The organism is Methylobacterium symbioticum (assembly GCF_902141845.1).
GTDB classification, from domain to species: domain Bacteria; phylum Pseudomonadota; class Alphaproteobacteria; order Rhizobiales; family Beijerinckiaceae; genus Methylobacterium; species Methylobacterium symbioticum.
The window spans coordinates 1-20,803 of sequence record NZ_CABFPH010000046.1; the positions used below are offsets into that span (position 1 = coordinate 1).

Sequence of the window (20,803 nt, forward strand, 5' to 3'; positions counted from 1 at the left end):
AGCACTTGCGGCAGATGGTCGGCGTATTGCCGAGCCGCGCCGCCACGCTCTCGATCGCGGCGCGCACGTTGGTCTTGGCCTTGGCTTGGTTGTCGAAGGTCCGCTCGGCGAAAACTGTGTGGACGGCGACCTACGACTGCGATGGGTCGAATTGCATCGGTCAGCTTCCGGGTAGACCGAGAGCAAAGCAAACATCGGCTCCCGTACGACTGGACTCTGGAATCGGTCACAATAGGCGTCCGAAGCATTCTCGACGTGTGGCCCTCGTTATTTTTAGCGACAAAAATTAAAGGCAAAGCGCGCCGGTCGAAAAATAATGGCAATATCGGAACATCTTTCATTTTGATAGATTGATACTATGCTCGGACGCCGCGAGAATTGAAATTACATCGCTGCGATGTTTCGCAGTCGGCGCCGTTTGGAGACGTGTCATGCGACGGAAAACGCGCTTCGGCAAAGTGATACGGCTTCCTTCAACGGTTGAGATCAAACGGGATCTCAAAATCATGACGGCTGCTGACACTCTTGTCGCTGCTTTCACGAAGCACAGCGGCGCTCGCGAAGAGCTCGCAGGCATCATCACGCGGCTCATAGATCAGTACCATATCTCGCCAGATCGGGCTCACATGCTCCTCGACCGCTTCGGTCGGACCCAGCTTGCTCTGGAGAATGCTGGGAAAGAGCTCATGGCGAGGAAGCGGGGCTACGGCGAAAGGCAGCCAATCCATATGGCCAACTAAGGCCGGACACTTCGTTGTTTCGCTGCTCAGCCAGCAGTTTCGCCTGTAAACATGTCAAACGCTGCTCTCGATGCGAAGGACACGCGCAATAAAGGTGTCGTCGTCCTCGCTCGGTTGGCGCGGAGAAATCCTTTCCGCTTCGGCAAGGCGTTGCCTCTCCCAAGTCGTGACCATGCGTTCAATCAGCGTGCTCCTGCTGATCTGCTCCCGGCGGCCGATGGCAGCGATCCGATCGAAGACCTCGACACCGACGCGAAGACGTCGTCGCTGCCGACGAGGACCTTCGAGGCCCCCGCTAGGCTCCATCGTCGCTCCCGTGTGCCGGGCTACCTCATCCGCAATCGCCCGATCTGCGAGGCGGAATGCATGATCTGCGCGTGTGACTGTTTCCCGTTGCATATCGGCATGCTCGGACAACGCCGGCGCGGCGGAATCGACAATCGGCAACAGGTCGATCTCCGTTAACGACCTGCTTGATCGGGAATGCGAGACAGCGTTCGACCCTCCAGCCACGTCCTCAATCGGCAGGTCTGAAGTCGCGTTCGATAGGGGCTGAAGCCCTGGCCTATTTGGGTTGCTTGGCCCCGTCACGCTCTTGCGCATCCTTATTCACCGTCTCGGTTGCAACCGATGTCTGCGGGCGAACACGCTCCGGCACAGTTTCGTGCGCTTGCGGCATGTTCGGTGACTGCGCACGGCTTTGCTGAGGGGAGGCCGCCGTTTGTGCCGCGAGAGGGGCAACCGTAAGCCCGAAGAAGGCGAAAGACATCTTGAGGAACCGCATCGGTGACGCCTCCGAACTACTTTAAAAGAACGCCCTAAATCTCCAATCTGTTCCGCAGCGTGCCATAATTTGACGAAATCAATGTATCGCCTTTCTCTTCTAGCTAGCTGGGTGTTTTGCTCCATGTTGAATTTGGCGGCCATTCCAACTCCCTGAACCGCACGGGGTGGTGACGGGCGGGCAAAGGTCCTGCGAGCACGCCGCCTGGCCAGTCCTTCTCCAGCCCATCAGTGACCACGCGGGGGAGGCGTCCGGGGCATCAGGCCTTCAACGCGCAACTGCAAACGGACGGCCCGGATCATCTCCACGGTCCGCCGCGGAACATTTCGGGCGATGCCTTCAGCTTCCAGATCCGTGAGTCGATCGATGAGTTGCCCCCGCTCCTGAAGGCCAGGGAGCTGCGATATGCGGACGACCAAGGTAGTCAGCTTCCGCATCACCGGACACAATCGCGGCCGATCTGGCTCTACCATGCGGAGGCGTCATGAAGGTGAAGCACCGCTTCAGCCTCGGCCGGTGGTCTTCACAGCGGCCGCGACGGTGCCCTTGGTTGAAGGCGCCGCAGCATTGGTCTTGGGAACGGGCTTCTTCGGTTTCTTGGTTTCGCGATTGCCGCGCTTCTTTTCCGTCGCCATGGGCGTGCTCCTGGAAATGTTGTGAGGCCGGACGAAGGGTCGTCACGATCCGGTCGTCTGAGGCTCTGGATTCAACCGGATCTCGGTCGCGATCGGGTTCGCGAACGCGCCGAATACGGCAACGAGGCGGTTGCTGGCCCAGAGTTCGGCACGATCTCCTGCGGTCAAACCCGACGCCTGCCGCTTGGCGTCACCGTCGTCGCGGGCCGTGATGATGCAGGATCTCAGCACGCCGCCGTTCTGGGCGAACCGGTGCACCTGATAGGTCCGGCGTGCGTGCCGAGGGCGTAGATTGGTGGGGAATTTGAGGAGATCGGCCATGCCGCCTATCCATTGCAGGCGGGGGTACAGACCCTCAGCCACCGAAGCCTGGATCAATCCATCCGGTGATATTCGTACTGTGCGCCTTCCCAGGCGACAAAGATAGTCCCGACGGTGAGCGGCATTCCCGCGGGCCAGCCCGGACTTCCAGCCTTGCCTTCGTCGAGGCATTGCCGCAGCAGACCGGACATCGGAGGCGGCGGAGAGACGGTTTGAACATACTGCTCTCGAAAGGCGAGGCCTAGCGCGTCTGTAACGCCCAAGATGGGCGCACAACGTAGTCCGAGTGGCCGGGAGAGGCGCAGGGCCGAGCGGCCGCTTGCGGGCGCCAAGCCAATCGCCGCAAACCATCCTTAACTGCCCCGGCGCATGAGCGAGCCGAGCGCGCTCTGCCCTTCGCGCCAATCCTCCTCAGCCGCGCTGCGCGAGCGCGGTTCGGCCCTTGCGGCCGAGGCTTGCGCGCGCCACCTCAGCCCGGCTTCCACCGCCTCCTCTCCACCCCTCGAGCGGATCACCGTGCCCCTGTCCGATTTCGCCGCGCGCGCCGGCTCCGCCGTCAGGGCCCTCGCCGAGGCGTCGAGCGATCTGCTGATCCAGCCGACGCTCCGGCTCGGCGTGACGGGCCTCGCCCGCTCCGGCAAGACGGTCTTCACCACGGCGCTGATCCATCACCTCACCGAGGGACGCGGTTTGCCGGCTTTCGCGCCCGTCCATGAGGGGCGCCTGCGCCGCGCCCGGCTGGTGCCGCAGCCTGACGACGACGTGCCGCGCTTCCCCTTCGAGGAGCACATGGCGGCGCTCACGGAGGAGCGGCGCTGGCCGCGCTCCACCGACCGGATCAGCCAGTTCCGCCTCGCCATCGAGTACGAGCGCGCCGGATCCTGGCGCTCCGGCCCGGGCACGCTGATGCTCGACGTGGTCGATTATCCCGGCGAATGGCTGCTCGATCTCGCGCTGATCGAGCAGGACTATACCGCTTGGTCGCGGGCCACGATCAACGGCACCCGCCGGGCGGGGCGGGCCGCCTTCGCCGCGCCCTGGCTCGACGTGCTCAGGGGCCTCGACCCGAACGGGCCCCTCGACGAGGTGGTGGCTGAGCGAGCGAGCGACGCCTTCAAGACCTACCTGGCCGCCCTGCGCGCCGGGCCCGAGGCCGTCGCCACCACGCCGCCCGGGCGCTTCCTGATGCCGGGCGACCTCAAGGGCTCGCCCGCGCTCACCTTCGCGCCCCTCGACGACCTGCCCGAGACGCTGGCCCCGGACAGCCTCGCCGGGCTGATGGCGCGGCGCTTCGAGGCCTACAAGGCCAAGGTGGTGCTGCCCTTCTTCCGCGACCATTTCCAGCGGGTGGACCGCCAGATCGTGCTGGTCGACGTGCTCTCGGCGGTCGATGCCGGGCCGACCGCCCTCGCCGAGCTGGAGGAGGCGCTCGACGCGGTGCTGCTCTCGCTCAATATCGGCCGCAACAGCCTGCTGTCGCGGCTGTTCGCGCCGCGGGCCGACCGCATCCTGTTCGCCGCGACCAAGGCAGACCACCTGCACCAGACCAGCCACGACCGCCTCGACGCGCTGCTGCGCCTGCTCGTCTCCCGCGCCATGCGCCGCACGGAGGCCGCCGGTGCCAGGGTCGGCACGGTGGCGCTCGCCTCCGTGCGGGCCACCCGCGAGACCAGCGTCCACGACGGCGGCGCGGTGCTGCGCGCGGTGGCCGGCACGCCGGAGGCCGGCGAGATCGTCGACGGCGAGCGCTTCGACGGGCAGAGCGAGGCCGCGATCTTCCCCGGCGAACTGCCCGCCCGCCCCGAGGCGGTGCTCGAGGGCGCCGTGCCGCCGGGCTCGCTGCGCTTCCCGCGCTTCCGGCCGCCCCTCGTCAAGCCCGACGCGCTCGGGCGCCCGGGAAGCCTGCCGCAGATCCGTCTCGACCGGGCGATGCAGTTCCTGATTGGCGACCGGCTCGCGTGAAATTCTTGGGACAGGACCGATGAGCGATCCCAGACGGCCGCGCGCCTTCCGCATCCCCCCGAACGGGCCGCAGGCTCCGGAGACGGCCGAGGCCGAGCCGCCTCCGCCCGCCGATATCCGCATCGTCGAGGAGCCCTTCGAGATCGTGGACGCGGCCGACGGCACCCCGGTGCCGGTGGCGGCCAGGAGAAGCTCGCCCTGGGGCGCGCTACTCCTGTCGTCGGTGGGCGGCCTCGTCTCGATCGCGATCGGCCTCTCGGTCGAGCGGCTGATCGCCGACCTGTTCGCCACGGCGCCCTGGCTTGGCTGGGTGGCCCTGGCGCTCCTCGGCCTCGCGGGTCTGGCGCTCGCGGCGATCGTCGCCCGCGAGCTGTCGGGGCTCTGGCGCGAGCGCCGGATCGAGCACCTGCGCGAGGCGGCCATCGGCGCCATCGCCACCCGCGACCACACCGCCGCCCAGGGCGTGGTGCGCGACCTCTCCGCCTTCTACGCCGACCGGGCGGCGCTGAAGCCCGGCCGCGAGCGGCTGGCTACGCTGGAGGACGCGATCCTCGATGTGGACGACCGCATCGGGCTGGCCGAGCACGAATTGCTCGCGCCCCTCGACCGGCAGGCCCGCAACGCCATCGCCACGGCGGCCAAGCAGGTCTCGGCGGTGACGGCTCTGAGCCCGCGGGCGATCGTCGACGTGGCCTTCGTGGTCTTCGCCGCCGTGCGGCTGCTGCGCCGGATCGCGGCGATCTACGGCGGCCGGCCGGGGCTCCTCGGCTTCATCCGCCTGGCCCGGGCGGCCGTCGCCCATCTCACGGTGACGGGCGGCATGGCGGTGGGCGAGAGCGTGCTGCAGCAGGTGCTGGGCCTCGGCGTCGCCGCCCGGATCTCGGCCAAGCTCGGCGAGGGCGTGCTGAACGGGCTGATGACCGCCCGGTTCGGTCTCGCGGCTCTGGCGGTCTGCCGACCGCTGCCCTTCACCCGCGAGTCGCAGCCGAAGCTCGGCGACGTCGCGGGCGAATTGCTCCGCGCAGCGGAGCCGGAGGCGAAATAGCGGCTACTTGCCCGCCGCCGCGCGCCGGTTGGCGATGCGCGAGAACATGTTGCCCGTGTAATCGGCGACCTTCGGCTTCTCGACCACGGTCGCCTGGGCCTCGAAGGCCTCGATGCGCTTGAGGAGCGCGGCGTCGCCGAAGATCGAGCTATTGAAGTTCATCGGCGCGCGGGGGCCGAGCGCCGCCAGCGCGGTGTCGAGTCGTTCCAGAAGCTCTTTGCGCGTCACGTCGGTCTCCCGCGGGCGGCCTTGCCCGCCTTCCCCCATCCAGACGGCGGGACGGTAAACGAAGCGTTAAGCGTCGGCCGGGCGCGCCCTACAGGGTCTTCAGAAATCCGGCGAGCCGCATCAGGCCCTCCGGCCAGGGCCCATGGCCGCTCGCCACGTTGATGTGGCCGGAATCGCCCGCATCGACGATCTGCGCGCCCCAGGCATAGGCGAAGTCCTCGGCCCGCGCATAGGCGCAGTGCGGGTCCGTGCGGCTCGCGACCAGCAGGGACGGAAAGGGCAGGGGGTCGCGCGGCAGCGGCGCGAAGGCGCGCACGCTATCGGGCAGGTCCGGCGCCTCCTCGACGTCGGGCAGGGCCACGAGGAGCGCGCCGCGGACCACGTCCGGGGGAAAGTCCGGCGCGGCCTCGACCGCGGCGACCACGCCGAGGCTGTGGGCGATCAGGATGACGGGCCGGCGCGCCGCAGCGACCGCCTCCGCGATCCGTCTCCGCCAGGCTTCGGGCTCCGGGGCGTGCCAGTCGTCCTGGACGACGATGCGGGCGGTGGGGAGGCGGCTCGCCCAGCGGGCCTGCCAGTGATCCTCCTCCGAGCCGGCGAGGCCGGGCAGGATGAGGATGTCGCAGTCGGCGGTCTTCATGACGGCTGCCTAGACCCTGGGGGGCTTCGCGTCGAGCCTCACTCGGCCGCGAGCAGGGCCGTCCGCCCGGCGCGGATCTGCTCGGCGAGGCCGACCGAGGCGAGATTCTTGGCCTTGGCCTCAATCTCGAAATCCGCCCAGGCGAGGTGGCGCGCCACGAGGTCGTTGAGCGCCCGATTCCACATCAGGTCCGAATGGGCGGCGAGGTCGCGCCCCGAGAAGCCCGCCGCGCGCAAGGCCGCGAAATCGGGCAGCCTGTCCGGATCCTGGTCGGGCCACAGCCCCTCGCGCGAGACGCTGACATGGGCGATCGGGCGCACGCCGCGCCAGGATTCCCGGATCGGCCCGATGCGCGGATCCTCCGGTTCGATATAGGCGCCGCCGCTCTCGACCCAGTGGTGGTGCAGGTCGAGCACGATGGGCACGAGGTCGGCGAGCGTCAGGAGCTCGTCCAGGCCGAAGCCGAACTCGTCGTTCTCGATCGTCAGAAGGTCGCGCGCCGTCCGGCTCACCCGCGGCAGCGTCTCGCGGAAGCCGGCAAGCCCCGGGTCGCGGGCGCCGATATGGATGTTGATGTGAGCGCCGTGCGGATGCCAGCCGGAGCCGAAGCCCATCATCTCGAAGATGCGGGCATGATACTCCAATTCGCCGATGCCGTTCTCAATCGCCGCCGGGTTGCGGCTCGCCAGAAGGCAGAATGGGCCGGGATGGAAGCTCAGGCGCACGCCGAGCGCCCGCGCCCGCGCGCCGATGCGGGCGAGTCCGTCCGCGATGGCGCGGGCGAAGGCCGGCTCGTCGTAGAGCGGGGCGGCAATCGGATGCGTGTAGCCGGGCAGCACGTTGCTCGCGATCCGCAGGAGCCGCTCGAGGGGCGGCCGGGCGCCGACCCATTCGATCTGCCGTTCCAGTGCGGCGAGGTTGTGCAGCACGATCGCACCGAGCTTCTCCCGGCGTGCGGCCGGCTGAAGCTTGCCGAGATGCGCCATGGTGGCGCTCGTCAGGTTCATGACGAGCGCGGCCTCCTTCGCCGCCTTCTGGGTGGCGTGGGTGCCGGGGGGCTCGGTCGGGATGAACTTGCAGCAGAAGCCGAGGCGGGGTTCGTCGCGCATAGGCGGTCAACGCGGCTCGGGCCGTTCGGGACGCATCACGCGCACGAGAATCCCCAGATACGCGAACGGGCGGCGCCGGGATAGCGCCGCCCGCATCGCTTCGCGCTCCCGTCGCCCGGTCAGAGCGTGTGCCGCACCGGGTCGGTCGGCCGGCCGTCGTCGTTGTCGCCCGGCCCCTTGCGGGCGGCGGCATTCAGGTTGTCCGGGTCGAGGGCGTTGTGCACGAATTCCCGGCCGCGGCTGGTGAACTCCCGGGCGTAGCGCAGGCCCTGGTCGCGCATCTCGTCGGCGAACGGGCCGAGATTGCGGTCTTCCTGGCGGGTCCGGGGCAGGAGCGCGCCGAGCAGCAAACCCGCTGCAACGCCGACGACACCCACCAGCAGCGGGTTCTCGTTGACGAACTGCTCGACGGCCGTGCGGCCCCGGTCGAGGCCCTCGCGGCTTCGATCGGTCAGGTCGTCGATCCGGCGCAGTCCGCCCTGGCGCGCGTCCTCGGCCCAGGAACGGGCGTCGCCGTAAGCCGAGCGGATGCGGTCACGGGCCTCGTCGGCCGCCTCACCGATTTTGCCCTGGATCGCGTCGGCATGCTCGGCCACCCGGTCTCGCGCCTCGGCCGTCGCGGCCTCGGCCCGCTCACGCAGGGAATCGGAGGTCGTGCCGCTCCCCGTCGTGCCGGAATAATCGGCCCGGCGTGCATGCGGGTCGAGATCCGCGCCCTTCAGCGGATCATGCGTGCCCGCCGGATCCGGGCGCAGGCTGAAATCGCTCGCGCGGTCATGCGGGCCGAGGCCCGCACCGCGAAGGGGATCGTGCTCGCCCTTTGGGTCCGGCCGCAGGCTATGGTCGGCCGCCCGCGCATGCGGGTCGAGCCCTGCGTCGCCCGCGAAGGAGCCGGGGCCTTTCGGCGCGCCGTCAGCGTCATTCATCGTCAACTCCTCAAAAGCGCGGTCTCGCCCCCGGTCAGAGGCGGGTCTCTTCGACGGGGTCCTGCACCGTCTTCACGGTCGGCAGGTCGGGGTCGTAGGTGCGGGCGGCGCCGGTGTTCAGCACCGGCACGCGCTCGGCCTGGACCTGCGTGCGGCGGCGGCTCGCATCCTGCGACATGCGGTGCAGGAGCCAGCCGACGCCGGCCGCGATCATCAGCACCGGCACCGGGTTCTTGCGCACTGCCTCCAGGGCGCCATCGTAGGCGCCGCTGAGGGCCGGCGTGCGGCGGGCATTGCCCAGCATCTCGTCCACGAGGCTGGAGGCCGAGAGGCGGCCCTGGATCTGATCGATCGTCTGGTCGAGCCGGGCCCGGCTCTCCTCGATCTCCCGTTCCAACTCGTTCATGCCACTCATCCGGATACGCGCTCCGACAATGCACGGGCGTCCTGGCGGACCTGGCGGGTGGTCCGGGTCGGCGCGAGCGTCGACAGGGACAGGGCGCTGCGCGCCCACAAGGCGAGGCCGACCGCGATGACGAGCAGCACGCCGCCGACGATCAGCGCCGAGAGCCATTCCGACCCGACGATGGTGGCGAGCCACTTCACGAAGGCGCCGATCAGCACGATCAGCGCCACCACCGCGAACACGGCCGAGGCCGCCATGCAGGCGAGCCCGACGACGAGCGAGCGGATGTTCGAGGCCATCTCGGCCCGGAACAGGGCGATCTCCTTGCGCGCGAGGTCGCTCGTCTCGCGCACCACGTCGCCGAGCAGCGCCTGGATGCTCGACGGTCCGGGAGGCGGCGGGTTTGTCCCTTCGGCCATGGCGCGCCTCAGGCCCGGAACCGGTCGCGCGCGTCGCCGTCCGGCGGCAGGCTCGACGCCTTGATGAGCCGCGCGGCGAGCAGCCCCGCGACGAAGGTGCCAACGGCGACGGCGACGGGCGCGCGACGGGCGAAGGCCTCGGCCTCGTTGTAGAACTCGCTGAAGCTGCGCGTCTCGATCGAGGAGCCGAGCTGCTCCAGCCCGTCCGCGGCGCTGTCGAAGAAGGCCTTGATGTTCGGCTTGTCGTCGAAATCCTTGGTCGACGAGCGAATGGTCCGGGCGAAGTCGTGGACCGACTGCGCGGCGTCGTTCTTGCGGCGCTCGACATAGTCCTGCGCCTGCAGCCGCGCCGCGTCGAGGAGGCCGCGCCCGCGTTCGGCCGCCTCGTCGGCCAGGCCCTCGACGTCGCCCTTCAGCGCCTGCCAATCCGCCTGCTCGCGAGCCGCGGGGCTGGCCCCCGCGGGCGCGGCCGTCTCAGGTCCCGTCCCGGGATTCGAAGGGTGGGGAGACTCGCTGGCGGCCATCTTCGGTCAACTCCTCGCCACGGCGCCCGCATCGAGGATGCAGGCGAACGCATTCCAACTCGGCTGAGTAACCGTCCGGGCCCGGACCGGTTCCGGCCGCAGCCAAGCTTCCGGCCAGTGTTTTTCCGATCGCCGCCGGCCCGAGGGCGACCGTCGGGATGCCGGAGCGGCAGGCGACATCGACCGGCAGAGCGCAATTCCCGGGACGGGCGCGGCGGGTCTCCCCCGTTCGGGGCGGGCCGCTTTGCCTCAAAACGCCCACCGAATGCCCTGCGCCCCCGGATCGATTCCGGTGCGCGGGCTCAGGCACCGCCCCGTCCCGGAAAAGCCTGGGTCGGGCATTTGTCGGGACAGGACGGGCCCGGCATCTTGACCCGGCGGGGGGTTCGCGCTTGGTTCAGGGCCCGACGGATCGCGCTTCGCTTCCGCGCGTTCTTGCTGAAGTCAGGTTGCGGGCGCGCGTCCCAGTGAGCGCCCGCCAGCTCGAGGATCCGGAGCCGGCTGCGTGGCACGCCTAGTCATCGTATCGAACCGCGTGGCGGTTCCGGAGGAGGGCGGCAAGGCGGTGGCCGCGGGCGGCCTCGCCGTCGCCGTGAAGGAGGCGTTCTCCTCCTACGAGGGACTCTGGTTCGGCTGGAGCGGCACCGTCACCGAGAACCCGACGGAGGAGCCGACGCTGATCGACCGCGGACGGGTCCAGTACGCGGTGGTCGACCTGTCTCCCCAGGACCATAAGGAATATTACGCCGGGTTCGCCAATCGTGCCCTCTGGCCGATCATGCATTACCGGCTCGGTCTCGGCGCCTTCTCGCGCTCGGACTATTCGGGCTACAGCCGCGTCAACCGCACCTTCGCCCGCGCGCTCGCCAAGCTCGTCGAGCCCGACGACATCATCTGGGTGCACGACTACCACCTGCTGCCCCTCGCCTCGGAGCTTCGCGGCCTCGGCCTCGCCAACCCGATCGGCTATTTCCACCACATCCCGTGGCCGGCGGCCGACGTCTTCAACTCGCTGCCCGCGAGCGGCGATCTCCTGCGCGCCATCGCCGATTACGACCTGATCGGCCTGCAGACCGATCCGGACGTGCAGAACCTCTCGCGCAACCTCATCGATACGATGCGCGCGATCCCGCTCGGGGGCGGCTCCCTGATGGTCGACGGGCGGCGCACCCGCATCCGCAGCTTCCCGATCGGCATCGATGTCGAGGGGTTCAAGGAGGCCGCCGAAAAGGCGGGCTCGAACAAGGTGGTGCGCGAGACCATCGCCGGCCTGCGCACCCGCAAGCTGCTGATCGGCGTCGACCGGCTCGACTACTCGAAGGGCGTGCCCGAGCGCATGGAGGCGGTATCGAGCTTCTTCGCCTCGAACCCGGACCAGCGCGGCAACGTCACCTACATCCAGATCACGCCGAAATCGCGCAGCGAGGTGCCGGAATACGAGCAGCTCGCCCGGGAGGTGAACGAGACGGTCGGCGAGATCAACGGCTCGCTCGGAGACCCGGCCTGGACGCCGATCCAGTACGTGACCAAGGCCTATCCGCGCCCGGTTCTCGCCGGCCTCTACCGCGCGGCGCGCGTCGGCCTCGTGACGCCGATGCGCGACGGCATGAACCTCGTGGCCAAGGAATACATCGTGGCCCAGAGCGCGGAGGATCCCGGCGTCCTGGTCCTCTCGAAATTCGCGGGCGCGGCACGGCAATTGCCCGAGGCGCTGCTGGTCAATCCCTATGACCGCTTCGAGGTGGCCGAGGCGATCCGTACCGCGCTCTACATGTCGCGGGGCGAGCGGCTCGAGCGCTGGAAGCCGATGGCCGAGCGGATGACCCGCGAGGACGTGGATTGGTGGGCGCGCAACTTCCTGACCGAGCTCGAGCATTTCCGCACGGTGGAGCGCGAGCCGCCGACCGCGGCCCAGGCCGCCGAATAGGCGGCCGGCCCGCCTCCGGCCTGCCACGCGGCGCCGGGGGATGCCGCGCTTCACACATGCGCAGGGTTTTGGCGCGATGCTGCGCGGCCGTGGAGCCAAACCTGCCTGGACGGAACCCGCCTGAATGATCGGCGTCGATGACGGCGTACCAGCCCCTCTCGGCGCGCATTTCGACGGGCGCGGCGTCAATTTCGCCCTGTTCTCCGAGCACGCGACCGCGGTCGATCTCTGCCTGTTCGAGCCCGGCGAGCGCCACGAGAGCCGCACGATCCGGCTGCCCTGCCGCACCGACGACGTCTGGCACGGCTATCTGCGCGGCGTGCTGCCGGGCCAGCTCTACGGCTACCGCGTCCACGGCCCCTGGGACCCGGCCTCCGGCCACCGCTTCAACGCCTCGAAGCTGGTGCTCGACCCCTATGCCCGCGAGATCGCGGGCCGCATCCGCTGGCACGACGCCCTCTACGGCCATCGCCGGACCCTGGCGCGCGAGGACCGGATCGACCGGCGCGACAGCGCGGCCTACATGCCGAAGGGGGTGGTCACCGCGCCCGAGGCGCCGAACCTCGCGCTCAAGCCCGTGCGCCGCCCGCTCGCCGACACGGTGATCTACGAGGCCCATGTCCGGGGCCTGACCATGACGCATCCGGCGATCCCCGAGGAGGAGCGCGGCACCTACACGGCGCTGGCGCATCCGGCCGTCATCGAGCACCTGTGGAAGCTCGGCGTCACCGCCCTCGAGCTTCTGCCGATCCAGACCTTCGCCGACGACCGCTTCCTGGTGGACAAGGGGCTCGTCAACTACTGGGGCTACCAGCCGCTCGCCTATTTCGCGCCCGATCCGCGCTATCTCGGCGGCGGCGGCATCGGCGGTCTCAAAGCGGCGATCCGGGAACTCAACGCCGCCGGCATCGAGGTCTTCCTCGACGTGGTCTACAACCACACCTGCGAGGGCGGCCATACCGGTCCGACCCTGTCCTTCCGCGGCATCGACAACGCCAGCTACTACAAGCTCGACCCGGCCGACCGCAGCCTCGAGATCGACTGCACCGGCTGCGGCAACACCCTCGACCTCGACCATCCGCGGGTGATGCAGCTCGTCCTCGACTCGCTGCGCCACTGGGTCACCGCCTACGGAATCGCCGGCTTCCGCTTCGACCTCGCCTCCAGCCTCGGCCGGGCGCCGATGGCCTTCACGCCGCGGGCCGCCTTCTTCCAGGCGGTGGCGCAGGATCCGGTGCTGGCGGGCGTGAAGATGATCGCCGAGCCCTGGGACATCGGCGAGGGCGGCTACCAGCTCGGCGGCTATCCGCGCGGCTGGAGCGAGTGGAACGACCAGTTCCGCGACGCCGCGCGCGGCTTCTGGCGCGGCGACCGCGGCACCCTGGCGAAGGTCACGCAGGGCCTGTCCGGCTCGCGCGAGGTGTTCGCGCCCTCGCGCCGCTCGCCGCTCGCCAGCATCAACTTCGCGGCGAGCCACGACGGCTTCACCCTGGCCGACGTGGTCGCCTACGAGGAGAAGCACAACGAAGCCAACGGCGAGGGCAACCGCGACGGCCACGGCCACAACGTCTCGCGCAACTACGGCGTCGAGGGCGACACCGACGACCGCGCGATCCTCGGATTGCGCGCCCGCCAGAAGCGCAACCTCCTCGCCACGATGATGCTGGCGCAGGGCGTGCCGATGCTGCTGATGGGCGACGAGCGCTCGCGCAGCCAGGGCGGCAACAACAACGCCTATTGCCAGGACAACGCGACGACGTGGATGGACTGGACCTCCGACCCGGATCCGACGCTGACCGCCTTCGTCGCCAACCTCCTGCGCCTGCGCCGCGCCCAGCCGGCTCTGCGCCGCCGCCGGTTCTTCGACGGTCATCAGATCGATCCGGACGAGCCGCTGCGCGACGTGCACTGGCTCTCGCCGGACGGCACCGAGATGGACGGCGAGGCCTGGGGCGACGATGGCCGGCAGGCCTTCGGCATGCAGATCGGCAACGATGCCGAGGCCGGGGACCGGCTTCTCCTGCTGTTCAACGCCGCCGAGACCCCGTGCGATTTCCGCATCGCGCCGATCGTCGGCGGCCCCTGGCGCCCGGTCTTCGACACGGCGAGCGAGACCGGCGCGGTGCAAGCGGGACGGGCCGATCCCGTGCCGGAGGGCGGTGCCGTGGCCATGCCGGGGCGCAGCGTGCAGGTGCTCGCGGCCCTCGGCGCCGCGCCGCGCTTCGTTCCGGCCTGACCGGACGGTTTCCCCCGGGAATCTGCCGCCCCGCTCGGTTGTCGCCCCGCGGCTCCGCCTTAGTTGCGGCGCGGGAACCGACGGACCGCGCATGCCTTCTGCATGGAGGGCGTCCGGTGCGCCCGCGAGCGCTTTCCCCGCGGACGAGGATGACAGCCCGATGCGGCGTGCCCACAGCATGGATTTCGGAGCCGAGTTCGTGGAGGGCGGCGTCCGCTTCGCGCTCTGGGCGCCGACGGCGAGCGAGGTCGGCCTCGTCCTCGACGGCGCCGACCACCCGCTCTCGGCGGCGGAGGGCGGCTGGCACCGCGCCGTCGTCCCGGGCGTGCGGGCCGGCGCCCGCTACGGCTTCCGCATCGACGGGGACCTCGTGGTGCCCGACCCTGCTTCGCGCTTCCAGCCGGAGGACGTCTCGGCCCCGAGCGAGGTGATCGACCCGAACGCCTTCGCCTGGAGCGACGCCACCTGGCGCGGCCGTCCCTTCGAGGAGGCGGTCATCTACGAGACCCACGTCGGGACGGCGACGCCCGAGGGCAGCTATGCCGGGCTGATGGGCAAGCTCGAGGCGTTGCGCGACCTCGGCGTCACCGCGATCGAGCTGCTGCCGCTGGCCGACTTCAAGGGGACGCGCAACTGGGGCTATGACGGGGTGCTGCCCTACGCGCCCGACTCCGCCTACGGCCGGCCCGACGACCTGAAGCGCCTGATCGACCGGGCGCACGCGCTCGGGCTGATGGTCTATATCGACGCGGTCTACAATCACTTCGGACCGGCCGGAAACTATCTCCACGCCTACGCCAAGACGTTCTTCACCGAGCGCCACCAGACGCCCTGGGGCGCCGGGATCAACTTCGACGGCAAGGAGAGCGGCCGCGTCGTGCGCCAATACTTTATCCAGAATGCGCTCTACTGGCTGGAGGAGTATCATTTCGACGGGATCCGCTTCGACGCCGTGCATGCGATCCTCGACGATTCGGAGACGCATTTCCTGGCCGAGCTCGGCGAGACGGTGCGCGCCCGGTTCCCCGAGCGCCACATCCACCTGATGCTGGAGAACGAGGCCAACCAGGCCCGCTGGCTGGAGCGCGACCCGTCGGGCCGGCCGCGCCAGCACGACGCGCAATGGGCGGACGACCTGCACCATTGCTGGCATGTCCTGCTGACCGGCGAGGATGCGGGCTACTATGCGAGCTTCAGCGACAAGCCGGTGGAGCGCCTCGCCCGCTGCCTCGCCGAGGGCTTCGCCTACCAGGGCGAGCCCTTCAAGACGCTGGACGACCACCCGCGCGGCGAGCCCTCCGGCCATCTGCCGCCATCCGCCTTCGTCACTTTCCTGCAGAACCACGATCAGGTCGGTAACCGGGCGCTCGGCGAGCGCCTGAGCCAACTGGCCGATCCCGGCAAGCTCGCTCTGGCCCGGGCCGGCTTCCTGCTGGCACCGCAGATCCCGATGCTGTGGATGGGCGAGGAATGGTCGGCCTCGACGCCGTTCCTGTTCTTCGTGGACTTCGCCCCCGACGACGACCTGAACAAGGCCGTGCGCGAGGGCCGGCGGCGCGAGTTCAAGAGCTTCGCGGCGTTCGCCGACGACACCTCGGTGATCCCGGATCCCACCGCGGAGAAGACCTTCCTCGATTCGAAGCTCGACTGGGCCGAGCGAACGCGCTCGCCCCATCGCGAGGTCCTGGCCGACACGAAGCGGCTCCTGGCGATCCGCCGCGAGGCGGTCGTGCCGCTGGCGCGATCGGGCTACCACGGTGCGAAGGCCACGCTGCCGCGCGCCGACGTGGTGGACTGCACCTGGACCTTCGGGGCCGGGCGGATGCGCTTCGTCGCCAATCTCGGCGCCACGGCGTTCGAGCCGGACGATCTCTCCGGCCGCGTGATCTGGACCAACGCGCCCGACGGATCGGGTGCGAGCCTGCCGGGATGGACCGGTGTCTTCGTGACGGATTCCCTGCAGTGAGCGGTACTCTCGAACGTCTCGCCGACCTCGTCGGCGTCGCCAGCGGCTACACGGATGCTTTCGGAAAGCCCGTCGAGACCACGCTGGAGACCCGTCGCGGCCTCCTCGCGGCTCTGGGCTTCCGCGTCGGCACCGAGGAGGAGATCGCCGCGTCGCTGCGCACGGTCGAGGCTCTGCGCCGCGGCCTGATCCCGCCGCTGGTGCCGGTGGAGGCGCGCCGCGCCGCTCGCATCCCGGTGCGCGCCGAGAGCGGCGCCCTGGTCTGGCGCGTGGTGGACGAGCGCGGCCATGCCCGCGAGGGCCGGGCCGTCCTCTCCGGACCGGAGGGGGTCTTCGAGCTGCCGCCGCTCACGCCCGGCTACCATCACCTCACCGTCACGCTCGGCGAGAGGCGGGCCGAGGCCTGGATCATCGCGGCGCCGCGGCGCTGCTGGCGCCCGCGTGCCTATGCCGACGAAGGCGCCGCCGACTGGGGCCTCGCCGCGCAGCTCTATGGCCTGCGCTCGACCGACAATATCGGCATCGGCACCTATGCGGATGCGGGCCGCGCCGCGCACGATGCCGGCCTGCGCGGCGCGGCCTTTCTGGGGCTCAGCCCGGTCCATGCCCTGTTCGGGTCCGACCGCACCAAGATCTCGCCCTACTCGCCCTCCTCGCGCCTGTTCCTGGAGACGCTCTTCATCGCGCCGCGCGACCTGCCCGGCTTCGCAGGCTCGCGGGCGGAAGGGCTGCTCGACGGCGCGGGCCGCGCGGTCGAGGCGCTGCGCGACGCCTCGCTGGTCGATCACCAGGGCGTCTGGGAGGTGCTGGCGCCCGTCCTCGAAGCGCTCTGGCAGGATTCCTCCGCCCGGAACGGTGACGATCCGGAATTCCGGGCCTTCCGCGAAGCGGGTGGGCCGAGCCTGCAAGCGCACGCGCTGTTCGAGGCGCTGTCGGCCCATTTCAAGGGCAAGGGCGCGCACTGGCTCGGCGACTGGCCGGAGGCGTACCGCCGTGCCGGGACCGAGTCCGTGCACGCCTTCGAGGCCGAGCACGCGGAGGCGGTCAGCTTCCACGCCTGGCTGCAATACCTCGCCGACCGGCAGCTCCAGGCCGCCTCCGAGGCCGCGCGCGATGCGGGCATGCGCATCGGCCTCTACCGCGATCTGGCGGTGGGTGCCGACCGCGGCGGCTCCGAGACTTGGTCGAACCCGGAGCGCTTCGCCAACGGCGTCTCGATCGGCGCGCCGCCCGATCTCCTGGCGCCCAAGGGCCAGGATTGGGGCCTGCCGGCCTTCGATCCCCTGGAGATGGAGCGCGACGGGCTCGCCGCCTTCCGGGCGCTCGTCCAGGCCAACATGCGCCACGCCGGCGCGATCCGCATCGACCACGCCTTCCAGCTCGCCCGGCTCTTCCTGATTCCGCTCGGCGGCTCCGCCCATGACGGCGCCTACGTGGCGATGCCCTTCGAGCCGATGCTGGCGGTGCTGCGTCTGGAGAGCCACCGCAACGCCTGCCTCGTCATCGCCGAGGATCTCGGCACCGCGCCGGAGGGGTTCTCCGACGCGCTGATGCGGGCGGGCATCCTGAGCTACCGCATCCTCGCCTTCGAGCGCGAGCATGACGGGCGCTTCAAGGCGCCGGGCGCCTATCCGCGCGACGCGCTCACCGCGATCACCACGCACGACCTGCCGACCTTCGTCGGCTGGTGGCGCGGCGTCGACACCGACACCCGGCAGGCGCTCGGCCTCTACGACCAGGAACGCGCTGAGGCCGAGCGGGCCGAGCGCGTCACCGAACGCCGCCGCCTCACCGAGGCGCTGGCCGGCGAGCAGCTTTTGCAGAGCTGGGAGCCGCCCGAGGCCGCGCCCTTCGAGGCCGCCGCGCGCTATCTCGCCCGCGCGCCCGCGATCCTCACCGCCGTCCAGTACGAGGACGTGATCTCGGAACTCTCGCAGGCCAACGTGCCCGGCTCCACCGAGGGCTACCCGAACTGGCGGCGCAAGCTCGATCGCGACCTCACGGTGATCGCCGAGCCCGGCGGGCCGCTCGCCAAGCTCGCGGCCGCGCTCTCGGCCGAGGAGCGCGGACCGCATTCCGGCGCCGCACGGCTCGCGGCGGCGCCGCCGCGGGCGACCTACCGGCTCCAGTTCCACAAGGACTTCACCTTCGCGGACGCGGAAGCGATCGTTCCCTACCTCGCCAAGCTCGGCATCAGCCACGTCTACGCCTCACCCATTCAGAAGGCGCGGCCGGGCTCGACCCACGGCTACGACATCGTCGACCACGGCGCGATCAATCCGGAACTCGGCGGCGAAGCGGGCTTCGTGAAGCTCTCCGACCGCCTGCGCGCGCACGGCCTGAAGCTCCTCCTCGACATCGTGCCGAACCACATGGGTGTCGGCGGGTCCGACAATCCGTGGTGGCTCTCCGTCCTGGAATGGGGGCCCCTGTCGCCGTTCGCCCACGCCTTCGACATCGATTGGGAGCGGCTCGGAGCCAACCGCAACCTCGTCATCCCCTTCCTCGGAGACCGTTACGGCGAGGCCCTGGAGAAGGGCACCCTGGAGCTGAAATTCGACGCCGAAGCCGGCGCCTTCAGCGTCTGGCACTACGAGCACCTGTTCCCGATCCGGCCGCTCAACTATCCGACCATCCTCAACCGGGTGATCGCCGCGCTCGGCGATGTCGGCGACGACGCCGCGGCCGAGCTGCTCGCCATCTCCGAGCGCCTGCGCACCATGGGCGAGGAGACCAACCCCGAGCGCCGCCGCGCCCTGCCCGCGGAGGCCGAGGGGCTGAAGCAGCGCATCGCGGCGATCTACGCCGCCTCGCCCGCGATCCGCGACGCGATGGGCCGCGCCCTGAAGCTGCTCAACGGCTTCAAGGGGCACCCCGACAGCTTCGGGCCGCTGCACCGCCTACTGGAGAGCCAGGCCTACCGGCTGGCCCATTGGCGCATCGCGTCGAGCGACATCAACTATCGCCGCTTCTTCGACGTGAACTCCCTGGCGGGCCTGCGGGTCGAGAAATCCGACATCTTCCACCGCTCGCACGAGACCGTGTTCCGGCACGTGCGCGAGGGCCGGATCGACGGCCTGCGCATCGACCATATCGACGGGCTCGCCGATCCGCTGGGCTATGCCCGGGCGCTGCAGGCAGCCGTGGGGCCCGGCTTCTACGTCGTGGTCGAGAAGATCCTGGAGCCGGGCGAGCGGCTGCGTCCCTGGCCGGTCGCCGGCACCACCGGCTACGACGTGCTGAACCAGCTCGACGGCATCCTCGTCGACAAGGAGAAGCGGGCGAAGATCCGCCGCCTCTACGAATGGGCCTCCGGCATGGACGAGGGCTACGGCGCGCAGCTCCGCGCCGCGAAGTCCGAGATCCTCGAGATCAGCTTTGCCAGCGAGCTCGAGGTGCTGACCGCCGACCTCAAGGCGGTTGCCGATTCCGACCGGCGCACCCGTGACTTCTCGCTCAACGCCACCCGCCGGGCGCTCATCGAGATCATCGCCCGCTTCCCGACCTATCGCAGCTACCTGCCGCCGGAACTGGAAGATGCCGAGATCGAGCCCGAGGACGTGCGCCTGATCGAGGGCGCCGTCGCCAAGGCGAAACGCTGGTCGGGCCTGCCCGACCGCTCGGTGCACGATTTCACGCGCGACGTGCTGCTCGGACGCGTCGAGACCTCTGGCCCCGGCCGGCCCGACCCGCGCACGGTGCTGCGCTTCCGCCGCCGTTTCCAGCAGCTCACCGGTCCGGTCATGGCCAAGAGCCTCGAGGACACCCTGTTCTACCGGTTCGCCATGCTGCTCGGCCTCAACGAGGTCGGCGGCGATCCGGGCGAGTACGGCCTCGACGCGGATCACTTCCACGCGCTCCAGGCGGCCCGCGCCCGTGACTGGCCGAACGCCATGATCACCACGGCGACGCACGACACCAAGCGCGGCGAGGATGCCCGCACGCGCCTGATCGCGCTCTCCGAGATGCCGGATGCCTGGGCCCGCGCCTGGGATCTCTGGCGCGCCACCGCCGGCCCGCACCTCGCCACGATCGACGACGAGCCGGCGCCCGACGCCAACGACCAGTGGATGTTCTTTCAAGCCATCCTGGGCGCCTGGCCGCTGGAGCTTCTGGATCAGGACGACCCGGCGGCGATCACGGATTTCCGCGACCGCCTGATCGCCTACGGCGAGAAGGCGATGCGCGAGGGCAAGCGCCGCTCGAGCTGGGTCAACGTGGACGAGGCCTATGAGGGCGCGGTGAAGCGCCTGTTCTCGGCGCTGATCGCGCCGGGCTCGGACTTCCTGCGCGAGCTTCGGCCGTTCGCGCGGCGTCTCGCCCAGCTCGGCATGCTGGCCTCGCTCGGCCGCACCGTCCTGAAATGCACCCTGCCGGGCCTGCCCGACACCTACCAGGGCACCGAGTTTTGGGACTTCTCCTTCGTCGATCCCGACAACCGCCGCCCGGTCGATTACGGCGCCCGCGAGCGGACGCTGGAGGAGGGGAGGCCGGCGGCCGAGCTGCTGGCGCACTGGCCGGACGGGCGGGTGAAGCAGGCGGTGCTCGCCAAGCTCCTGGCCGAGCGGGCCGAGCGCCCCGGCTTCTACGCCGACGCCGATTACCGGGCCGTCGAGGCCTCCGGCGAGCGGGCGGCTCACGTCCTCGCCTTCCTGCGCTCGGAGGGAGCGGGCGGGGCCGGCGATCTGTTCGTGGCGGTGCCCCGCCTCGTTGCTAGGCTCCTGCCCGAGGGCACGCTCTGGTCGGCGGACGCCCTCGCCGGGACCGCGTTCGCGCTCGGTGCGGGCACGCACTGGCGCGATCTCGTGACGGGCGCGAGCTTCGAGGGGAACCGGGTCGCCTGTGCCGACCTGTTCCGACACCTGCCCTTCGCGGTGCTGCGACGGACGGACTGACCATCCACGGACCTGACGCCATGGGACAGCCGTGGCACAG

Annotated in this window: 17 protein-coding genes; 6 read left to right on the top strand and 11 right to left on the bottom strand. The window is 70.1% G+C overall.

Annotated features, from left to right (window positions below; translation table 11 throughout):
• Window positions 1-473: 473 nt before the first annotated feature.
• The 4 genes from MET9862_RS16030 to MET9862_RS16045 form a co-directional block, all read right to left on the bottom strand.
• Window positions 474-728 carry a hypothetical protein gene (locus MET9862_RS16030; protein ID WP_142583913.1) on the bottom strand — a complete coding sequence of 85 codons (255 nt, stop codon included), beginning with the start codon at window positions 726-728 and terminating at the stop codon, window positions 474-476.
• A gap of 66 nt (window positions 729-794) precedes the next feature.
• Window positions 795-1,187, bottom strand: a complete 393-nt coding sequence (locus MET9862_RS16035; protein WP_142583914.1) for a hypothetical protein — start codon at window positions 1,185-1,187, stop codon at window positions 795-797.
• A gap of 840 nt (window positions 1,188-2,027) precedes the next feature.
• Window positions 2,028-2,159: a hypothetical protein gene (locus MET9862_RS30460; protein WP_280178973.1), complete on the bottom strand. Its 132-nt coding sequence runs from the start codon at window positions 2,157-2,159 to the stop codon at window positions 2,028-2,030.
• A gap of 42 nt (window positions 2,160-2,201) precedes the next feature.
• A complete protein-coding gene (locus MET9862_RS16045) occupies window positions 2,202-2,480 on the bottom strand; it encodes a hypothetical protein (RefSeq protein WP_142583916.1) in 279 nt (92 codons plus the stop codon).
• Between the two features lie 516 nt (window positions 2,481-2,996).
• Here MET9862_RS16045 and MET9862_RS16050 point away from each other — a divergent pair.
• Both MET9862_RS16050 and MET9862_RS16055 read left to right on the top strand, forming a co-directional pair.
• Complete coding sequence (locus MET9862_RS16050; protein ID WP_244612744.1) at window positions 2,997-4,442, top strand: YcjX family GTP-binding protein; 1,446 nt, start codon at window positions 2,997-2,999, stop codon at window positions 4,440-4,442.
• 19 nt (window positions 4,443-4,461) lie between these two features.
• Entirely contained in the window at window positions 4,462-5,487 is a 1,026-nt protein-coding gene (locus tag MET9862_RS16055; RefSeq protein ID WP_142583918.1) for a YcjF family protein, read from the top strand.
• 3 nt (window positions 5,488-5,490) lie between these two features.
• Here the strand turns inward: MET9862_RS16055 and MET9862_RS16060 are convergent, their stop codons facing one another.
• The 7 genes from MET9862_RS16060 to MET9862_RS16090 all read right to left on the bottom strand — a co-directional run bounded on the left by MET9862_RS16060 (window position 5,491) and on the right by MET9862_RS16090 (window position 9,739).
• Complete coding sequence (locus MET9862_RS16060; RefSeq protein WP_142583919.1) at window positions 5,491-5,715, bottom strand: hypothetical protein; 225 nt, start codon at window positions 5,713-5,715, stop codon at window positions 5,491-5,493.
• An 88-nt stretch (window positions 5,716-5,803) separates the two neighbouring features.
• The gene (locus MET9862_RS16065; RefSeq protein WP_142583920.1) at window positions 5,804-6,355 is read right to left on the bottom strand and encodes an RBBP9/YdeN family alpha/beta hydrolase; all 552 of its coding nucleotides are present in this window, start codon (window positions 6,353-6,355) and stop codon (window positions 5,804-5,806) included.
• 38 nt (window positions 6,356-6,393) lie between these two features.
• A complete protein-coding gene (locus MET9862_RS16070; protein WP_142583921.1) occupies window positions 6,394-7,464 on the bottom strand; it encodes an apurinic/apyrimidinic endonuclease family protein in 1,071 nt (356 codons plus the stop codon).
• A gap of 119 nt (window positions 7,465-7,583) precedes the next feature.
• Window positions 7,584-8,390 carry a hypothetical protein gene (locus tag MET9862_RS16075; RefSeq protein WP_142583922.1) on the bottom strand — a complete coding sequence of 269 codons (807 nt, stop codon included), beginning with the start codon at window positions 8,388-8,390 and terminating at the stop codon, window positions 7,584-7,586.
• A 34-nt stretch (window positions 8,391-8,424) separates the two neighbouring features.
• Complete coding sequence (locus tag MET9862_RS16080) at window positions 8,425-8,805, bottom strand: DUF3618 domain-containing protein (RefSeq protein WP_438616621.1); 381 nt, start codon at window positions 8,803-8,805, stop codon at window positions 8,425-8,427.
• Complete coding sequence (locus MET9862_RS16085; RefSeq protein ID WP_142583924.1) at window positions 8,802-9,215, bottom strand: phage holin family protein; 414 nt, start codon at window positions 9,213-9,215, stop codon at window positions 8,802-8,804. Before MET9862_RS16085 ends, MET9862_RS16080 begins: the two co-directional genes overlap by 4 nt.
• Window positions 9,216-9,223: 8 nt before the next feature.
• On the bottom strand, window positions 9,224-9,739 hold the full coding sequence (locus tag MET9862_RS16090) for a hypothetical protein (RefSeq protein WP_142583925.1): 516 nt from the start codon (window positions 9,737-9,739) through the stop codon (window positions 9,224-9,226).
• Between the two features lie 505 nt (window positions 9,740-10,244).
• Between MET9862_RS16090 and MET9862_RS16095 the strand changes: the two genes are divergently transcribed.
• The 4 genes from MET9862_RS16095 to MET9862_RS16110 all read left to right on the top strand — a co-directional run bounded on the left by MET9862_RS16095 (window position 10,245) and on the right by MET9862_RS16110 (window position 20,763).
• A complete protein-coding gene (locus tag MET9862_RS16095; protein ID WP_142583926.1) occupies window positions 10,245-11,666 on the top strand; it encodes an alpha,alpha-trehalose-phosphate synthase (UDP-forming) in 1,422 nt (473 codons plus the stop codon).
• A 124-nt stretch (window positions 11,667-11,790) separates the two neighbouring features.
• Window positions 11,791-13,902, top strand: coding sequence for a glycogen debranching protein GlgX (glgX, locus tag MET9862_RS16100; RefSeq protein WP_142583927.1), 2,112 nt, complete (start codon window positions 11,791-11,793; stop codon window positions 13,900-13,902).
• Window positions 13,903-14,062: 160 nt separating this feature from the next.
• Window positions 14,063-15,868, top strand: a complete 1,806-nt coding sequence (gene treZ, locus MET9862_RS16105) for a malto-oligosyltrehalose trehalohydrolase (protein WP_142583928.1) — start codon at window positions 14,063-14,065, stop codon at window positions 15,866-15,868.
• Complete coding sequence (locus tag MET9862_RS16110) at window positions 15,865-20,763, top strand: malto-oligosyltrehalose synthase (protein WP_142583929.1); 4,899 nt, start codon at window positions 15,865-15,867, stop codon at window positions 20,761-20,763. Before treZ ends, MET9862_RS16110 begins: the two co-directional genes overlap by 4 nt.
• The last annotated feature ends 40 nt before the right edge of the window (window positions 20,764-20,803 follow it).